The sequence below is a fragment of the Microbacterium alcoholitolerans genome, assembly GCF_050408615.1.
In the GTDB taxonomy this organism is placed as follows: Bacteria; Actinomycetota; Actinomycetes; order Actinomycetales; family Microbacteriaceae; genus Microbacterium.
Genome location: NZ_JBNTKD010000001.1, coordinates 1,786,693 through 1,804,007, shown reverse-complemented (window position 1 = coordinate 1,804,007; position 17,315 = coordinate 1,786,693). Strand labels below are relative to the sequence as shown.

Here is a 17,315-nt window from a genome sequence, read left to right as displayed (position 1 = left end):
CACGCCCTCTGTCGTACCCGAGTGTTCGACGCCGGCTTCGACTCGCTGCGCGTGCTGTGCGGTCGGCAGAGGTCGCGCGCGGCGACTGGACCGCACTGCACCGCACCGCATCGCATCGCACCGCACCGCACCGCACCGCACTGCACCGCACTGCACTGCACCGCACCGCACGCGCACACGCGCGAGCGCGACGAGGTGTGCGTCTGCTTCGGGCTCGATCGGCGTGCAGCTCGCCTACGACGATGCCTGGCGGAATCTTCGAGGTGGCGGGTCGATCCCGGCCCACGCGTAGGCGAGGGCTGTGCGCGGACGCAGCTCGATGGCATCTTCGCCGCGACCGGGCGGCGGGTGCAGGACGAAGTCGTCCTTCCCGTTGCGGGTGAGTCGCCAGCCGTGATGATGCAGATTCATGTGGTGGAACCGGCAGAGCAGGATCCCGCGATCGATGTCCGTGCGGCCCTCGTGTTCGACCCAGTGGTCGCAGTGGTGCGCTTCGCAGTATGACGCCGGTCGATCGCATCCCGGCCATCGGCATCCGCCGTCGCGGATCGCCAGGGCGATGCGCTGTCTCGGTGTGAAGAGGCGGTGCTCCCGCCCGACGTCGAGCGGATTGCCGCAGGCGTCGACCGTGACCGGCACGTATCCGCTGTCGCAGATGTGCTGCTCGGCGGCGGCCGATGGCAGCGCGGTGAGGCCGTCCTCGGCATGAGCGGTCGGTGTCGGCGCTCCGGTGTCGTCGATGACCTGAACCAGCCGCACGCCTGCCTGACGTGTGCCGAACACCGTCTCGGCATCCGCGAGAGCGCCCGCGCGCAGCACATCGAGGAACAGGTCGTAAGCCAGCTGATCGTTGGTGCGCTCGTCGTCGATCATCTGCGCCGCACGCTCGCGCTCTGCGGAGTCCACGAATCTCGGCCCGCCGCGACGCGGACGAAGAGCGCTGTCGACCACGGTTTGGGCGAGCAGCCCACCTTCATCGTCGAACAGGAATGACCCGCGACGGTTGCCGTCGGCATCCGTCCAGAGCCGGAAGCAGCGCCGCTCGAACCGCTCGAGGTAGCGGCGGTGCGCGCCTTCGGGGTCGAGCCGGTCCCGAATCGAGCGGGCGGCGCTGCGCAGCTCTTCCAGCGAGCGGCCGCCGGCTTCGGCGACCAGCTGTTCCGCGGCAAGCGACCAGGCCTCACGCGCGTCATCACTCGCGGCGGCGTCCCCATCGGCACCGCCGGATGGGACCGGGGCACCCAATCCCAGGCGGATCGCGTCGTGCTGAGCCGCAGTGATCGCCTGCCCGAGCAGTGCCGCGCTCAGCGGTGCATCCCACGGCCGGTTGACATCCGCCGACGCCCCGCTATCCGCATCGCGATCGACGCCGGTGCCCACGTCGCCACCCGCGGGCGTCTCACCCGCGAGCGCCTCGTTCACGAGCGCCTCCCCGACGCGAACCTTGCGGGCGGCATCCGCCCTCGCCGTGCCGGTCAGCTGCTGCACGAGCGAGACGGCGGTGCGGTGGCCGCGCGACTGCGCGAGGCCCGACTGCCCGGCGTCGCGAGCGGATCGCGCGGCGATCACGCCGACCGCCGCGACTTGCGCGAGCTCGGCGCAGCGCATGATCCTCGCTGCCGCCTCGGCCACCGAAACCGCTTCAGCGTCGCTCAGCTGCGAGGCTCGTGCGGTGAGGGCCTCGGGCTCGACATCCACGCCGATCAGCTCGGCCAGCGCCACAGCGCCGTCGGTGATCTCGGATGCGAATGTCATGCTTCCAGTATCGAGAGGGCCTCCGACATTCGCACTTAGTTTCGACCTGATCTGGCCGCCCCGCAGGTAACGAAAAGATCACGAAGCCAGGAGATCCCCGTAGTACCCGACCTCACTCCGACCGCTGCGCCTCCGCCGCCGCGACGATCCGCGCGGCCATCCCCTTGAAGATGAATCCGTGGAACGGCAGCACAGCCAGCCAGTAGAGTCGCCCGGTCAGTCCGCGCGGGAAGAACACGGCGCGCTGCGCGTACCGTGATCGGCTGCCGTCAGCGATCGCGCGCATCTCGAGCCACGCCTCTCCTGGCACCTTCATCTCGGCGCGCAGCCGCAGCAGTCCGTCGCGCCCGTCGCGTCCGAGCAGCCCGTCGCGCCCGTCGCGCCCGTCGCGTCCGAGCAGACCGTCCTGCCCATCGCGCACGAGAAGTCCCTCGTCAGGGACCTCGAGCGCCTCCACGCGCCAGAAGTCGATCGCGTCGCCCACCGCTGCGCGGGTGCGCGAGCGTCGTCCACGCCGCAGCCCGACGCCGCCGATGAGCCGGTCCATCCAGCCGCGCGCGGCCCACAGCAGCGGCGATGAGTACCAGCCGTTCTCGCCGCCGATGCCGACGATGACCGACCACAGCTCGGCGGCGGATGCTGTCGTCTCGACCGAACGCGAGTCGGTGAACACCGTGCGACCGGCCCAGTCGGGGTCACTCGGCAGCGGATCGCTGGGGGCCCCGTGCACCTCGGCGTCCTGCCAGCTGGTCTCGACGCTGTCGGCATCCACCCGTCCCAGAGCGAGGCGCACAGCGCGCCGATAAGGGGTGAGTCCGTCGGCGGGCGCGGCGATGAGCTCGTCGATCGCGTGGTCCTTCATCATGCACTCGTTCTGCAGGGATGCCACCAGCGGGCGGGCTATCGCGCGCGGCACCGGGGTGACGAGGTTGACCCAGTGCGAGGCGAGCTCGGGAGTCAGCACCGGGAGCGCGGCGATCCCACGCTGCGGCAGATCAGCTTCGACGGCGTAGCCGTTCATCATCTGTCCGTAGCGCAGCACGTCCGGCCCGCCGATGTCGACAGCGCGGTTCACGTCTGGTGCGACCTTCGCCGCGCCCAGCAGGTAGTGCAGCACGTCGCGCACGGCGATCGGCTGGATGCGATTGCGCACCCACTTCGGCGCCGGCATGTACGGCAGCACCTCGGTGAGGTGGCGGATCATCTCGAAGGATGCTGAGCCCGAGCCGATCACGACCCCTGCCTGCAGCACGAGAGTCGGCACACCGGACCCGAGGAAGACCTCGCCGACGTGCACTCGCGAGCGCAGGTGGGGTGAGAGCTTCGCGCCGTCCGGATGCAGGCCGCCCAGGTACACGATCCGCGAGACGCCCGCGTCGCGTGCGGCATCCGCCACGGTCTGCGCCGCCTGCTCGTCGGCGGTTTCGAAGCGGCCCCCCGCGCCCATCGAGTGGATCAGGTAGTACAGGATGTCGACGTCCGCCGTGGCGTCGGCCGCAGCCGCGGCATCCTGCGCCGCGCCCTCGACGATCTCGCACTCGGCGCTCCACGGGAAGGCGCTGACGCGGGCTGCGTCGCGCACCAGCACGCGCACGCGGTAGCCGGCGGCCAGCAGTCGCGGCACGAGTCTGCCGCCGATGTACCCGGTGCCGCCGAGCACCAGCACTCGGGGTCTCGATCCGTCGGCGCCGACCGGCGCGCGGAACTCGGGTTCTCGGCCGGTCGGCTGCGTCAGGCTGCTCATGCACGCGACTCTAAGTGGCGCTCCTTGAGATTCCCGCCGAATCGAATCGGATGCCCGGTGCGGCGCGCCACGGGCATCCGACTTCCGCCTGCCACACTCGACGGATGGAATCCGACACCGCCGTCGCACCGGACGCATCTGTCGACACCGCGCGCACGGCCGCCTGGCCCTCGATGGTGGTCGGCATCGTGGCATCCGTCGTCATGCTCTTTCCGTCGTGGGTCGGCGGGGGCCGTCTGCCGCTGCAGAACCTGTGGCAGCAGCAGACCCTGCCGGACGACATGCCGTTCGCGCTGCTGCCGCTGAGTCAGTACTACGCGATCAGCATCTTCGTGATGCTGCTGATGGGCGGCGTGGTCGCCGGACTCGCGGTGCGCGTGCTCGCCCGCCGGCGTCCGATGCGCTCGGGCGTCGCGGCGCTGGGTGTGCTGCTCGTGCACGTGATCGTGACCGTGCAATCGTTCGCGGTGCTCGCCGATGGTCTCGGCCTCACGCGCGGCACGCCGGGTGGCCGGGAGGTGCTGTACTTCGGCGGGATGCTCGGTGGGGTGATCATGGGGATCCTGCTCGCGCAGCTCGGGCTGTGGCTGACTTCGCGCCCGACCGTGACGCCGGTGGCGCTGGGAATCGTGCTGGCGGCGGTGCCGTTCGCGAACTGGATCGGCGCCGCGATCGTCGCGTTCACGACCTACATGGGCTATCCGCAGTTCGTCGCCGACGTGCTGCGCTGGCTGCCCGCCATGATCGTCGGGGTCACGCTCGTGTCGTGCGGGGTGCGTCCGCTCGGCCGACTCGTTGTGTGGGTCGTCGGGCCGCTGGCGGTGTGGCTACTGCCGACGGCCTTCACGGCGCTGAGCTATGCGCTCGGCTCGCGCGTACTGCAGGGCGACCTGCGCGAGATGGCCGAGGCGGCGGGGCAGATCCTGCCGATGGCGGCGGCAGTGCTGTGGCAGCCCGCCGTGGTCGCGCTCGTCATCGGCGTCTTGGGCACGCTGGTTCGGATGCTGGCAACGCGTCGCCCGGCCGACTGACCGGAGCTGCAGCCCCAACGAAGAACCACCTCCCGCGCGATCCCGCACACAGGAGGTGGTTTCGAGCGGATGCTCCGGTGAGCGCGGGGTTACTGCACCGACCAGCCGCCGTCGGAGGCGACGATCGCGCCGTTGATGTTCACGGCGTCATCACTGAGGAGGAAGGTGATGGATGCCGCGAGCTGCTCGGCCGTCGCGACGGTCGGGATCGCCTGCTGGAACGGGGCGAGACGCGCCGAGCCCGCCTCGGACATGTTCGGCGGCATCGGGATGCCCGTGGCCACGCCACCCGGAGCGACGGAGTTCACCCGGATGCCCTTCGGCCCGTACATGAACGCCGCCGACTTCGTGACGCCGATGATGCCGTGCTTGCTGGCCGTGTAGGCGTTGCCCGACGCGTTGCCGCGCAGGCCCGCCTCGCTGGCGACGTTCAGCACCGAACCGCGGCCGGCGGATTCCATGATCGGCAGCACCGCGCGCATGAGCTTGAACGGCGCGGTGAGGTTGATGGCGATGACGCGGTCCCAGACAGCATCCGTCGTCTCTCCGGCGGGGGAGAAGTCGTCGTTGATGCCGGCGACGTTCGCGAGGGCGTCGATGCGGTCGCCGGCGGCGGCGATGACCGCGTCGATGGCATCCTGCGTGGTGAGGTCGCCGGCGACGGTGATGACGTCGGGCAGCTCGGTCTTGAGCACGTCGAGTTTGTCTGCGGCGATGTCGGATGCGATCACCCGGCCGCCCTCGCGAGCGATGCGCGAGGCGGTGGCCTTGCCGATTCCGGATGCTGCGCCGGTGACGATCACGGTCTTGCCGGCGAACCGGCCGGGGGTGACCTGCTCGACCCAGCCGGTGGGCGCGGTGTCTTCGGGGATCTCGCCGCCGTTGGCCGCGCGGACGAGGTCGTCGACGACCGACTGCGGCATCTGACCCTGGCTGAGGGCGACGAGCTGCTGCAGGGGCAGGCCGAGGACAGGGGCGAGGGATTCGGTGTCGGCCCCCGACTGCGCGAGCAGGCCCTTGACGAGCTCGCCGCCCGTCGGGTCGTTCAGCCATTCGCCGATGGTGGAGTGTGCCGTCAGTGCCATGATCTCTCCTTGTTCGGGTGGTGCTCGGTATAACGCAACGCTACGTCCAGTTATTTCAGAGTACTCCCGATACCCTGAGAAGGTGCCTCGTCCCCGCAGTGAAAAAGCCCGCCAGGCGGTCCTGTCGGCGATGCGTCGCGCGCTCGCCGAAGACAGTTATGCGGCGGTCACGATCGAGGGACTCGCCGCCGAGGCCGAGGTCTCGAAGCAGACGATCTACCGCTGGTGGCCGTCGAAGGCCGCAGTGCTCGGTGAGGCGCTGCTGGAAGGACAGCTGCCGGGATCGGATGCCACGGTTCCGATGTCTGCAGATCTCGAGGCCGACCTGCGTGCCTTGTTCGGGATGCTGTCGGAGCAGCAGGCGAACGTCGAGAGCGTCGAGGTCGCGCGAGCGCTGATCGCCGTGACCGCGACGGATGCCGAGCTCGGCGCACAGCTGAACGAGCGTCTGGCTGCGCCGATCCGCGAATGGGTGACGACGCGGTTGCGCCTCGCGCGCGAGGCGGGAAACGTGCGGGAAGACGTGGATGCTGACGCCGTCGCCGACCAGTTCATCGCGATCGCCAGCTATGCGGCGCTGCTCGGCCAGCCGCTCAGTGATGAGCGGGTGGATGCGATCGTGCGGATGGTGATGCGGGGGATCGGACGGTAGAACGTCGGTGCTACCCGCGCGGCGCCGTCTCGTCGAGCCAGCCCAGCACATGCTGCATCCGCTCCTCGACGACCGCAAAGTAGTCGCGCATGCGCTGCAGATTGCGCGCCGCCGCTGAGTGGGGCGCGAAGTCCTCCAGGCCGCCTCTGGCAAGCGCTGAGTAGTCCTGTACGCCGCGCAGGCCGTCCTCCTCGAGGCTGCGCCACGCGTCGGGGTGGAGCTCCATCGCCGTATGCCTGCTTCCGGGGATGCTGACGCGCCTTGCCAGGCGCTTGGCGATCAGCTCACGGCTCGCTGACGAGATCGCACCGACGCTGGCGAGCAGCTCTTCACGGATCTCCGCCTGCGTGACGGGCTGCTCCGAGACGAGCAGGAGTCCGAGCACACGGCCGGACATGCGTGGCATCCATCCGGTCGACTCGACCTGCAGGCCGACCTTCTCAACGAATGCCGCACGTTTCGCCTTATGGGCATCGTGGCTCGGGGTGCTCATGCAGTCATTCTCCTTCATCCGTGGCCTGGACGGTGACTCGTAACGGTAATGTCACGAAGTTTCAGTAAACACTGAAAGCACTGATATAAAAGAACGCATCTCGACGAAGAAGTGAGTGTGTATGTCAACTGCGACCCCCTTGACCCCGGCAGAAGTTGCTGCGCGCGAAGACGCTGCGCGCCGGTACCTCTGGCTTCAGAACGACGACGCGGCCGTGGCCGAATGGGTGGCCATGCAGAACGTGCGTACCGAAGCGCACTTGGCGGGTCTTCCGCAACTCGGCGGATTCCGCGACGAGCTGACCGAGGTTCTCAGCGCCGAGGTGCGCCAGCTCCCGGTCGTCCGGGGCGGCCGGCGGTTTCAGCTGCGTCGCGGGGCGCGGGAGCAGCAGTTCTCGCTGTGGGTGAGTGATGAGAGCGGCGAACGCATGCTCATCGACGCAGCGACGATCGGCAGCCCTCAGGACTCGATCACGGAGTTCTGTCCCTCTCCGGACGGCCTCACCGTCGCCTGGGCGATGTCGTCGGGCGGTGCGGACTGGATGATCGGCCGATTCCGGAACGTTCTCACCGGCCGCGACAGCGATGATGTGCTGCAGGGGATCAAGTGGCCTGCGTTCGCGTGGCTCGACGACGAGCGTGTCGCATACATGTCGTGGGGGCAGCCCGTCGAGGGGCAGGAGCTCCTGGCCCGCAACGACGATGCCTCGGTTCGGCTGCATGTCTTGGGGCAGCCGCAGCACGAAGATGCCGAGATCTATCGCCCGGATTCCGCGGCGTGGTCCATTCCCGCCGTTTCCGAGGACCGCAAGTGGATCACGGTGCAGGTGAACGACGGCACCACGCCCGCGCATGTCTACCGTCAGCCCACCACACTGCCAGGCGAGTGGGAGACCGTCGTCACGGGCGACGGTCCCGACGGAGTCATCACCGTCTACGGCGACGAGACTCTCGTGCTGTCCTTCTCCGCGAATCCTGCTGGGAGCATTCTGGCCTACGCGCCAGGCGCCGACCGTCGCATTGTGTACGAAGCGCCGCAGGACTCATCGATCGCAGATGCGCAGGTGATCGGCGATCACCTGGTTGTGCTGAGCCACCCGCTCGAGGGGAGCCTCCTTCGTATCCAGCCGCTCACGGCCGACGGCTCGGTGTCGTCGCCCGTCGAGATCCCCATCGCCCTGGGGAGCATCGTGCGTGACTTCGGCGGTGGTCGCGACGGCGCGACCGTACTGGTCGACATCGAGCACACCGGCGGCGCACGTCGCGTGGTCGAGTTGCCTGTCGCCGCCGACCTCGAGAAGCTGACCGAGGCGCTCGCGACGGATGCTGCGGAGTACGCCACGACGCTCGTCGAAGTGCCGAGCAAGGACGGCACTCTGGTTCCGATGCGGATCGTGCACGCAGCAGGCTTCGTGCCGGATGGCAGTGCGAAGGTCTTCCTCTCGGTGTACGGCGGGTACGGCGTGCCCTATCTCGCCGTCGGATACGACGACTGGCATCTCGCCTGGCTCAGAGCCGGCGGCGTACTGGCGTACGCCGGTGTGCGGGGCGGCAGCGAACGTGGTGAGGACTGGCACATCGCCGCGACCCGTCATCAGAAGCAGAACGGGGTCGATGACCTTGTCTCGTGCATCGCGTGGTTCGAGAAGAACGGGTGGTCGGGGCCGCGATCGGTGGCGGTCAACGGGATGTCGAACGGTGGGATGATGGTATCCATCGCCCTCACCCAGTCACCCGAACTGATCGGTGCGGCGATACCAGAGGTTCCCGTCGCCGACATGCTGAATTTCCACCGCTACACGGTGGGACATGGTTGGATACGCGAGTTCGGCGATCCCGACATCGCGGATGACCGTGCTGTGCTTGCTGCATATTCACCTCTGCACAACGTGCGCCACGACGTCTGCTATCCGCCGACCCTCGTCGTCACTGCCGACAAGGACGATCGCGTTCCGCCCGGCCCGCACGCTTACAAGCTCGCAGCCGCGCTTCTGGATGTCCCGCCCGCACGGGACGGGGTCTTCCTCCGCGTCGAAGCTGACGCGGGCCACGCGGTCGGGCGATCACTGCAGGCAAAGGTCGATGAGCGCGGGGCAGTACTGGCGTTCGCTGCCGCTGCGCTCGGTCTCTGAGCCCCCCACTCGGCTCCGGCATCGGCTGGAGTCTCCTCGTTTTACTCTCACCTCGAATTGGATGGAGCATCCGTGAACACCGGTTTCCCTTCGCGCAGCAGAATCGCTCTCGCTGCCGGAGCCCTCGTCGTTGCGACGAGCCTCCTCGTCTCCTGTTCCGCATCCCCTGATGACGGATCGGGTTCCGCCGCGACCACGTTCACCGTCGCGGGATCCGACCCGGCCAACCTCACTCCGGGCAACACCTGGGCATGGAACGAGGAGATGCTGCTCTTCACACCGCCGATGGTGGTCGGTGAGGATGGCGTGCCCGTGCCTGCCGCCGCGGAATCCGTCACCTCGGAGGATCAGAAGGTGTGGACCTTCAAGCTCCGCGAGGGATGGACCTTCCACAACGGTGAGCCCGTGACGGCGCAGAGCTACGTCGACTCGTGGAACGCGACTGCGCTCGGGACGAACGGATGGCTCCAGAACTACAACTTCGTGAACATCGAAGGTTACGCAGACCTCAACCCCGCAGAGGGTGAGCCGACAGCGACGGAGCTATCCGGCCTCGAGATCGTGAGCGACACGGAGTTCATCGTGACGCTCACCGAACCGTCGGGACTCTTTCCCTACTCGGTCACCTCCTTCGCTTTCGCCCCGATGCCGAAGGCCGCGTTCGAAGACCCCGAGGGCTACGACAAGGCGCCGATCGGGAACGGACCGTATGCGATCGTTGGCAGCTACTCCCCGAACGAGCCGATCGTGCTCGAGCGGTTCGAGGAGTACAAGGGTGAGGCGGGCAAGAGCGATGAGATCGTCTTCGCGCCCTACCAGTCGATGGACACCGCGTACAACGACCTGCTCGCTGGCAACGTCGACGTGGTCTACCCGGTGCCCACCGACCGGCTGGCGGATGTCGACAAGCGGGTCGATGGACGCACTGCCGTGGCGAAGATCCCGAGTCTCAGCTACTTCGGCTTCCCGACTTGGGATGAGCGCTTCGAGGACGTGCGGGTGCGTGAGGCGTTCTCGATGGCGATCGACCGAGAGGCGCTGACCTCCACCATCCTCAAGGGCTCCGGCGTTCCTGCGAAGTCGCTGGCGGAGAGCTCCACCTTCGGCGGGCTCGACGACACCTGCGCCGCGTGCGAGTTCGATCCGGACGGCGCCAAGGCGCTGCTCGAAAGCGCCGGCGGGTGGAGCGGCCCGCTGACGCTGTGGGCGTACCAGTACGGCAACAACGACCAGATCCTTCAAGCGGTTGCCAACCAGCTCCGCAACAACCTCGGCATCGAGGACATCACGTTCCAGATCGACCCGTTCGCGAAGTTCACGGAGACCATCGGCGCTCAGGCCGCTGACGGGCCCTTCTTCGCCGGCTGGGGTGCCTACTACCCGCACATCGAGGCCATGCTCGATCCCTTCGGAAGCCCGACGGGTGCTGCTAACGAGAGCGGCTTCTCGAACGATGAGTTCAACACCCTCATGAACACCGGACGCGCACTGCCGCTCGAAGAGGGAGTGCCGTACTTCCAGGAGGCGGAGACGCTGTTCTGGGACGAAATGACCGTGATGCCGCTGTACTTCGGCAAGTACACGGCTGCATGGTCGCAGAAGATCGACTCGGTTCCGGTTGGCTTCGCGGGGCTCGGAAGCCTCGCGGACGTGGAAGTCACCGAGTAGCCCAACCCGGATCCCGGGTGAGGCGAGCTCGTCCTCGCCTCACCCGGGTCATGAAAGCAGTGAGATGTTCGGCTACGTGATCCGCCGCCTGTTCCAGGTCATTCCGGTCTTCTTCGGAACGACGTTCCTGATCTTCGTCGTGGTGTTCGCGTTGCCCGGCGACCCCATCGCCGCGCTCGGCGGCGGGGTGCACCACATCTCAGAATCTGCGCAGAACGCGCTTCGCGAGCGCTATAACCTCAACGACCCGCTGCCCATCCAGTACGCCAAGTACATGCTGAACCTTCTGCAGGGGAACATGGGGACAGACTTTCTCGGGCGCGAGGTCTCGGACATCATCGCTCGCAACTGGCCCACGAGCATCATGCTCGGTGTGACAGCGTGGGTGCTGCAGATCATCGTCGGCATTCCGCTCGGGATCTGGGCGGCGTTGAACCGCGGCGGATGGCAGGACAAGCTGGTCGGCGTCCTGACGACGCTCGCCTTCGCCGTGCCGCTGTTCGTCGTCGCCTACGTATCGCAGATCCTCTTCGGCGTCGAACTGGGCTGGTTCCCTGTCGCCGGGGCCAGCGCAGGGTGGCCGGTCGCGTTCATCCTGCCGGCCGCGGTACTCGCCCTGCTCGGACTCGCCGCCGTAGCCCGGCTCACCAGGACGAGCCTGATCGAGAACCTCTCCACCGACTACGTGCGAACGGCGATCGCGAAGGGCATGCCGCGCAACCGGGTCATCGTGCACCACGCGCTGCGCAACTCGCTCATCCCCGTGATCACGTTTCTCGGGATCGAATTCGGCGCGCTGCTCGGCGGCGCCGTCATCATCGAGGGCATCTTCAATCTCCCGGGGCTGGGCAACGAGGTGTTCAAAGCCATCGGACAGCAGAACGGCCCCGCGGTAGTGGGGATATCGACGCTGCTCGTGCTGGTGTTCCTCGTCGTCAACCTGATCGTCGACATCACATACGCATACCTCGACCCAAGGATCCGACGTGCTTGAGACGAAGACAGAGGCGAACGCCATGCACGATCCATCTTCTCCGCCGGTGTCCGTGGCGACCCGCGATCGCGGCCGACGCCGATCCGCCGTCCGCAGAGCCTGGCGGGCGCTGCTGATCCCCCGGTTCGTCCTTCCCGGTTCGGTCATCGGTCTGCTCGTCGTGATCTCGCTGTTCCCCGCCCCGTTCGCAGGGTTGTTCGGGCACGGCGACCCCCGGCAATGCGACCTGGCGCGCAGCGGAGCCGAACCCGAACCGGGGCATCCGTTCGGATTCGACGTACAGGGCTGCGATCTCTACGCCAACGTGATCTACGGCGCCAATCCCTCCATCACGATCGGCATCGTCGTCACGGTGTCAGCCATGGTCATCGCCGTGGTCCTCGGTCTGCTCTCCGGGTTCTACGGCGGGTGGTTCGACAACGTGCTCGGACGTGTCACCGACGTCTTCTACGGCTTCCCGTTCATGGTCGCCGCGATCGTCATCCTCACGGCGATCGGCACGCGAAACGTGGCGACGGTGTGCATCACTCTCGCGATCTTCTCCTGGCCGACGATGACGCGGCTGATGCGTTCGAGCGTCATGAGCGCGAAGAATATGGAGTACGTCCGCGCGGCCCGTGCCCTCGGCGCATCCAGCAGCCGGCTGATGCTGCGCCACATCCTGCCGAATTCGATCGCGCCGGTGATCGTGTTGAGCAGCCTCAGCATCGGGGGGATCATCGCCGGGGAGGCCGGACTCACCTATCTCGGTGTGGGGCTGCAGCCCCCTGCGATCTCGTGGGGACTGCAGTTGAACACGGCGCAGAACTACTTCAATTCGCATCCTCATCTCCTTCTCTTCCCCTCCCTGTTCCTGAGCGTCACCGTCCTGGCCTTCGTGCTGCTCGGCGATGCCGTGCGCGACGCGCTCGACCCGAAGGTGCGCTGATGGTGACGACCAACACGTCCACTTCCACCGAGCCGCTGTTGGCGGTCGAGAATCTGCGCGTCGATTTCCTCAAGTCCAAGGAACGTCCGGTCCACGCAGTGCACTCGATGAGCTTCACTGTGCAGTCGGGGGAGTGCGTCGTGATCCTCGGTGAATCGGGTTCGGGGAAGTCGGTCACTGCGCAAGCCCTGCTCGGGCTGCACCCGGTGGACACGACGAACGTGACGGCGGAATCGATGCGCTTCTGCGGTGAATCGCTCATCGGCCCGGGCAGCACGCTGAAGAGCATCCGGGGGCAGCGGATGAGCATGGTGTTCCAGGACGCGCTGTCGGCGCTCAACCCCGTGCAGCGGGTCGGGCGGCAGATCGCAGAGATGTTCATGGTGCACCGCAAGATCGGAAAACGGGAGGCCGACCGAAGGGCCGTCGAGTTGATGAAGGCGGTGCAGATTCCAGACGCCGAGCGTCGTGCGCGTAATTATCCGCACGAGATGTCGGGCGGCATGCGCCAGCGCATCGTGATCGCCATGGCCCTTGCGCTTGACCCCCAGCTCCTCATCGCCGACGAGCCGACGACGGCACTCGACGTGACTGTGCAGGCGCAGATCCTGACGCTTCTCACGGAGCTGCGACGGGAGAAGGGGATGGCACTGCTGCTGATCACCCATGATGTCGGGGTCGCCGCCGAGATCGCCGACAGGATCATCGTGATGTACGCGGGTGTGCTTCTCGAAGAGGGCACGGCGGAGCAGATTCTGCTCGATCCGCTGCACCCGTACACAAGAGGACTACTCGAGTCGGTGCCGCGTCCTGATCAGGATGTGCTCCCCACACCGATCGCGGGCGGGCTTCCCGATCCGCGTGACGAACTCACCGGTTGCCCGTTCGCCCCTCGGTGCCCGCTGGCCATGCAGAGGTGTCGCACGACGATTCCCGAGTTGACGTACGCCCAAGACGGCCGCGCGGTCGCGTGCCACCTCGTCGAGTCCGGACTGCAGACCAAGGAGGCGAGTCATGCCTGAGTCGCTCATCGTCGCTCGCGACCTGACCAAGCATTACCCGGTGCGCTCCACCGGAATGCGCGGTCCGCGGGCGACGGTCAAAGCCGTCGACGGCATCGATCTCGATCTCGCCGCCGGCGAGTGTCTAGCGCTGGTCGGAGAGTCCGGATGCGGAAAGAGCACACTCGCTTCGCTTATCACCCGTCTCGAGGATCCGAGCGGAGGGAGCATCATCGTCGACGGCGAGCCGGTCGCCGGCAGCCGACGGGAGGCGCTGCGTTTCCGCCGCGATGTGCAGATCGTGCTGCAGGATCCGTTCTCATCCCTCAACCCCCGGCTGACGATCGAGTCCGTGCTGCGGGAGCCGTTCGAGATACATCGTGGACTCCTGCCGCGCTCGCGATGGCGTGAGCGCAGCATCGAACTGCTCGAGATGGTGGGCCTGACCGAGGAGCACCTCGACCGCTATCCGCACGAGTTCTCCGGCGGACAGCGCCAGCGCATCAGCATCGCCCGTGCCCTTGCCGTCGAACCGCGGGTGCTGGTGCTCGATGAGCCCCTGTCGGCACTCGATGTGTCAGTGCAGGCGCAGATCGTGGCGCTGCTGAAGGAACTGCAATCGACGCTGGGTCTGGCTTACCTGTTCATCTCGCACGATCTGGCCGTCGTCCGCAGCATGGCCGACCGGGTCGCGGTGATGTACCTCGGCCGAATCGTCGAACAGGGCGCCACACGCGACGTGTATGAGAGCCCCCAGCATCCGTACACGCAGGCGCTGCTCTCGTCCTCACCGATTCCTGATCCCCGCAAGCGCGACCAACCGGGACGGATCGTGCTGCAGGGTGACGCGCCGAGCCCGATCGATCCGCCCAGTGGCTGCACCTTCCGCACCCGGTGCTGGCGTGCGGTCAGCGCGTGCTCGGAAAGACCGCCCGAACTGTCGGGCGAGGGCCGCCTCGTTGCCTGCTTCCGGCCCGGACCTGACGCGGCCACTCGGGTGGTCATACGCGAGGACCTGGCCTGATCTCTTGATTCCCTGCCGGTCGCCGGCCACGCTGAGATCAACTGAGCGATGGGGACAGGGATGACCGGACGGTGGAGTGGTCGGCGCGCGCTCGTGACCGGAGCGAGCAGTGGCGTCGGGTTGGAGATCGCGCGGGCGCTCGCCGCAGGGAGCGCGCATGTCATCCTTCCCGTGCGCGATCGTAGTCGTGGGGATGCTGCGATGCGCAGCATCCGAGAGTCTGTGCCGGACGCGTCGCTCGAGGTACGAGATCTCGATCTGGCGGATTTCGCATCGGTCGCGGCGCTTGGTAAGAGGCTGCGCGCGGAGGGTGCGCCGATCGAGCTGTATGTGATGAATGCCGGGATCATCCTGCTGGGCGACGGCGAACGGCATGTCACGGTGGACGGGCACGAGCTGCATCTGCAGACTAACTTCCTCGGACATGCCGCGCTCACGCGCGAGCTGATGCCGTTGCTGTGTGCGGGGCGGGCACGCGTCGCTGTGCAGCTGAGCCTGGCGGCCGCACGCGGCCGTCTCGATGACCTCGAGTGCAAGCGGCGCTACAGCGCGTGGCGCGCGTACGCCGGGTCGAAGCGCGCGCTCGGGCTGTGGGGTGCGGAGCTGGCTCGACGCAGCGCGGCCGAGGGGTGGGGGCTGAACGTGAACCTCTGCCACCCGGGCGTCGCGCCCGATACCGGCATCGCCGTCGGCGTGCGGCGCCGGCCGAAGGGTGGCGAGACGGGCGGCAGGGCGCAGCTCGCGCGACGCCTCGGCAGCACTCCCGCGCAGGCTGCGGAGCCTGCGCTGATGGCGTTGGCGTCGGATGCAGGAATCGGGAAGTTCTACGTGCCCGGCGGGACGTTCGGGATGTCAGGCGCTCCGCGCGAGCGGGCGCTGTTCAGGGCGCTGCGGGATGCGGATGCGGCGCGGCGGATGTGGGAGTTCGCCGAGATGGCGCTGACGCGCGGGTTGGCTGGCTGAGCAGATTGCAGGCTGAGCGCAGGATCACGGATGCCAGACGAGCTGGGCCTCGCCATCGCGGCTCGTCCAGGCCTGGGCGATCAGCGCGCGCAGCGTGCCCGGGTCAGCGTTCTCGAAGGACTCCGCCGAGGTCACGATCACGCCGACCGGCACGTTCATGATCGAGTTGAGTTCGCGGACGGTTGCCGCTGCAGACGACCGCAGCCTCTCATTGTCGAGCGAGAAGCCGTCGCAGATCAGCAGGACGACGGCGGTGGTCGCCGTCTTCGGTGGACGGCCGACCACTCCCGTGTACACCTGTCCCGCCGTGAGGTTCACGCCGATGGCGCCGAGGCGTGTGGCGGCATCGCGGATGCGGTTGATCAGGTTGTTCGGCGACGAGACGGCCTTCAGCTCGATCGCCAGCTGACCCCAGTCGCTGCCGGCCTCGGCCGAGAGCATTGCGTCGAGGATGTAGATGCGGCCATCGATGGTCGTCATCCGCACGTTGCGTCTCGCCCGGACTGCGCCCGTGTATGCAAGCTGGAGGCGGCTGTGCAGAGAGGACTCCCAGTCGCGCATGCGGTGCATCTGTGTGGCGACGACGGGCGGGGTCGAACCCGAGGCCGGGCGGGCGGGGTCGACGAGCGCGCCGGATCCGCCGGGAGTGTTGGGTCGCGAGGGTTCGTCTTCGTTGTCGGATGCCGGTTCCTCGTCGGATGCCGGTGCGGACGCCGCCTCAGACCGCAGGTCTTCCGTCACCTCGTCGCGGAGTTTGGAATCGACCTCTGACTGCGTCGCATCCGCGAACGCTGCCCGCTTGGTCTCGAGGTCTAGGTCGTCAAGGGCATTCTGGTTGGCCTGACGCTTGTGCCAGAAGATGAGTCCGAGCGCGGTCACGCAGAGTCCGACGATCGCGAGGGCGAGCGGAAGGCCGGGGAACGCCCAAGCCTGAAAGTCCGACAGTCCGCTCTGGCGCTCGACGATCAGCGACTTCGCGGTGTCGGTGAGTCCGGCGAGGTCGTTCTTCGAGATCGTCAGAATGCCGGTGGACTGGAACACGATCCAGGGAACCACGAACGCCGCCGCGATCAGGACAAGGCCTGCGGAGACGATGAACTTGTAGAAATGGCCGAAGTCGAACTGGGGCACTGGCGGTTCCGGGCGGTAGAAGGACGGTGTCCTGATCAACCTACGGGATCAGATCGCCGCGACGCGGCTTCGGCACGCGCGCTCTCAGCGCTCTGCCTCAACGAGCGCAACACGCCTCGGGTTCCTGAGCGAGCGCGCAACGACGCGCAGCGCCGCGAACCCGTCTTACAGGTCAACCTTGCGGTTCTCGCCACCGTCGATGCGCTCGTCCTTGACCTTCGCGGTGATGAACCGCAGCACGGTGGCGATCTTGCCGGGGCTGTCCCAGTACTCGGCCGAGTCAGCGGTGAACTTCAGCACGCCGATGTCGGGGTCGTCGGGACCGTCGGGGAACCAGGCGTCGAGCACGGGGTTCCACAGTTTCCGGATCATCCCGCGATCATCGACGAGGTTGGCGGTGCCTGAAAGCGAGACCCAGGTGTCATCCGAGCTGAGCGCGACATTCGCGTGTGCGCGGCCGCTGGCGTCGGCCGCCGGTGCTGAGGACCTGGGGACCAGGAACCACAGGTCGCCGTCGAACTCCGCCTCCTGCACGGTGAGCGGGCGGGACATCAGTGCCCCCTGCGCGTCTGCGGTCGTGAACATCGCGATGCGGAACTTCTTGATCAGCTCCCCGACCTTCTGGCGGTCATCCGTTGTGTGAGTCATGGGCGCACCTTTCTCTCGTGAGCGGATGTACGACAGCCACGATGTCGTGCGAGGTGCGATCTTCCGA

15 protein-coding genes are annotated in these 17,315 nt (G+C 67.4%); 9 read left to right on the top strand and 6 right to left on the bottom strand.

The genetic code is table 11. The annotated features are described in order from the left end of the window. Positions 1–234: 234 nt before the first annotated feature. The gene (locus ACQUSX_RS08635; RefSeq protein WP_428906537.1) at positions 235–1,755 is read right to left on the bottom strand and encodes an HNH endonuclease signature motif containing protein; all 1,521 of its coding nucleotides are present in this window, start codon (positions 1,753–1,755) and stop codon (positions 235–237) included. Between the two features lie 112 nt (positions 1,756–1,867). Next, the gene (locus ACQUSX_RS08630) at positions 1,868–3,499 is read right to left on the bottom strand and encodes an SDR family oxidoreductase (protein WP_428906536.1); all 1,632 of its coding nucleotides are present in this window, start codon (positions 3,497–3,499) and stop codon (positions 1,868–1,870) included. 104 nt (positions 3,500–3,603) lie between these two features. On the opposite strand from ACQUSX_RS08630, the gene ACQUSX_RS08625 reads away from it, so the two are divergent. After that, entirely contained in the window at positions 3,604–4,530 is a 927-nt protein-coding gene (locus tag ACQUSX_RS08625; protein WP_428906535.1) for a hypothetical protein, read from the top strand. Positions 4,531–4,619: 89 nt separating this feature from the next. On the opposite strand, the gene ACQUSX_RS08620 is transcribed toward ACQUSX_RS08625, so the two are convergent. Continuing rightward, positions 4,620–5,615, bottom strand: a complete 996-nt coding sequence (locus ACQUSX_RS08620; RefSeq protein WP_428906534.1) for an SDR family NAD(P)-dependent oxidoreductase — start codon at positions 5,613–5,615, stop codon at positions 4,620–4,622. Positions 5,616–5,697: 82 nt separating this feature from the next. On the opposite strand from ACQUSX_RS08620, the gene ACQUSX_RS08615 reads away from it, so the two are divergent. Next, positions 5,698–6,267, top strand: a complete 570-nt coding sequence (locus tag ACQUSX_RS08615; protein WP_428906533.1) for a TetR/AcrR family transcriptional regulator — start codon at positions 5,698–5,700, stop codon at positions 6,265–6,267. Between the two features lie 10 nt (positions 6,268–6,277). Here ACQUSX_RS08615 and ACQUSX_RS08610 read toward each other — a convergent pair whose 3' ends face one another. After that, on the bottom strand, positions 6,278–6,760 hold the full coding sequence (locus ACQUSX_RS08610) for a GbsR/MarR family transcriptional regulator (protein ID WP_428906532.1): 483 nt from the start codon (positions 6,758–6,760) through the stop codon (positions 6,278–6,280). A gap of 121 nt (positions 6,761–6,881) precedes the next feature. Here ACQUSX_RS08610 and ACQUSX_RS08605 point away from each other — a divergent pair, with 121 nt between their 5' ends. From ACQUSX_RS08605 to ACQUSX_RS08575, 7 genes are all read left to right on the top strand, one after another. After that, positions 6,882–8,891, top strand: coding sequence for a prolyl oligopeptidase family serine peptidase (locus ACQUSX_RS08605; RefSeq protein WP_428906531.1), 2,010 nt, complete (start codon positions 6,882–6,884; stop codon positions 8,889–8,891). A gap of 72 nt (positions 8,892–8,963) precedes the next feature. Next, the gene (locus tag ACQUSX_RS08600) at positions 8,964–10,559 is read left to right on the top strand and encodes a peptide ABC transporter substrate-binding protein (RefSeq protein ID WP_428906530.1); all 1,596 of its coding nucleotides are present in this window, start codon (positions 8,964–8,966) and stop codon (positions 10,557–10,559) included. Positions 10,560–10,623: 64 nt separating this feature from the next. Continuing rightward, positions 10,624–11,553: an ABC transporter permease gene (locus ACQUSX_RS08595; RefSeq protein WP_428906529.1), complete on the top strand. Its 930-nt coding sequence runs from the start codon at positions 10,624–10,626 to the stop codon at positions 11,551–11,553. Next, complete coding sequence (locus ACQUSX_RS08590) at positions 11,546–12,481, top strand: ABC transporter permease (protein ID WP_428906528.1); 936 nt, start codon at positions 11,546–11,548, stop codon at positions 12,479–12,481. The genes ACQUSX_RS08595 and ACQUSX_RS08590 overlap by 8 nt, the downstream gene beginning before the upstream one ends. Then, entirely contained in the window at positions 12,481–13,503 is a 1,023-nt protein-coding gene (locus ACQUSX_RS08585; RefSeq protein ID WP_428906527.1) for an ABC transporter ATP-binding protein, read from the top strand. The genes ACQUSX_RS08590 and ACQUSX_RS08585 overlap by 1 nt, the downstream gene beginning before the upstream one ends. Next, positions 13,496–14,506, top strand: a complete 1,011-nt coding sequence (locus ACQUSX_RS08580) for an ABC transporter ATP-binding protein (RefSeq protein ID WP_428906526.1) — start codon at positions 13,496–13,498, stop codon at positions 14,504–14,506. Before ACQUSX_RS08585 ends, ACQUSX_RS08580 begins: the two co-directional genes overlap by 8 nt. A 48-nt stretch (positions 14,507–14,554) precedes the next feature. Next, positions 14,555–15,469: an SDR family NAD(P)-dependent oxidoreductase gene (locus tag ACQUSX_RS08575; protein WP_428906525.1), complete on the top strand. Its 915-nt coding sequence runs from the start codon at positions 14,555–14,557 to the stop codon at positions 15,467–15,469. 24 nt (positions 15,470–15,493) lie between these two features. Here ACQUSX_RS08575 and ACQUSX_RS08570 read toward each other — a convergent pair whose 3' ends face one another. Together ACQUSX_RS08570 and ACQUSX_RS08565 are read right to left on the bottom strand one after the other, a co-directional pair. Further along, positions 15,494–16,600 carry a hypothetical protein gene (locus tag ACQUSX_RS08570; protein ID WP_428906524.1) on the bottom strand — a complete coding sequence of 369 codons (1,107 nt, stop codon included), beginning with the start codon at positions 16,598–16,600 and terminating at the stop codon, positions 15,494–15,496. 165 nt (positions 16,601–16,765) lie between these two features. Continuing rightward, positions 16,766–17,248 carry a pyridoxamine 5'-phosphate oxidase family protein gene (locus tag ACQUSX_RS08565; protein ID WP_428906523.1) on the bottom strand — a complete coding sequence of 161 codons (483 nt, stop codon included), beginning with the start codon at positions 17,246–17,248 and terminating at the stop codon, positions 16,766–16,768. Positions 17,249–17,315: the final 67 nt, after the last annotated feature.

Coding starts and splice junctions, on each gene's coding strand:
- ACQUSX_RS08625 (WP_428906535.1), top strand. CDS start 3,604: ATGGAATCCGACACCGCCGTCGCACCGGACGCATCTGTCGACACCGCG.
- ACQUSX_RS08580 (WP_428906526.1), top strand. CDS start 13,496: ATGCCTGAGTCGCTCATCGTCGCTCGCGACCTGACCAAGCATTACCCG.
- ACQUSX_RS08575 (WP_428906525.1), top strand. CDS start 14,555: ATGGGGACAGGGATGACCGGACGGTGGAGTGGTCGGCGCGCGCTCGTG.
- ACQUSX_RS08620 (WP_428906534.1), bottom strand. CDS start 5,615: ATGGCACTGACGGCACACTCCACCATCGGCGAATGGCTGAACGACCCG.
- ACQUSX_RS08585 (WP_428906527.1), top strand. CDS start 12,481: ATGGTGACGACCAACACGTCCACTTCCACCGAGCCGCTGTTGGCGGTC.
- ACQUSX_RS08605 (WP_428906531.1), top strand. CDS start 6,882: ATGTCAACTGCGACCCCCTTGACCCCGGCAGAAGTTGCTGCGCGCGAA.
- ACQUSX_RS08635 (WP_428906537.1), bottom strand. CDS start 1,755: ATGACATTCGCATCCGAGATCACCGACGGCGCTGTGGCGCTGGCCGAG.
- ACQUSX_RS08610 (WP_428906532.1), bottom strand. CDS start 6,760: ATGAGCACCCCGAGCCACGATGCCCATAAGGCGAAACGTGCGGCATTC.
- ACQUSX_RS08595 (WP_428906529.1), top strand. CDS start 10,624: ATGTTCGGCTACGTGATCCGCCGCCTGTTCCAGGTCATTCCGGTCTTC.
- ACQUSX_RS08565 (WP_428906523.1), bottom strand. CDS start 17,248: ATGACTCACACAACGGATGACCGCCAGAAGGTCGGGGAGCTGATCAAG.
- ACQUSX_RS08630 (WP_428906536.1), bottom strand. CDS start 3,499: ATGAGCAGCCTGACGCAGCCGACCGGCCGAGAACCCGAGTTCCGCGCG.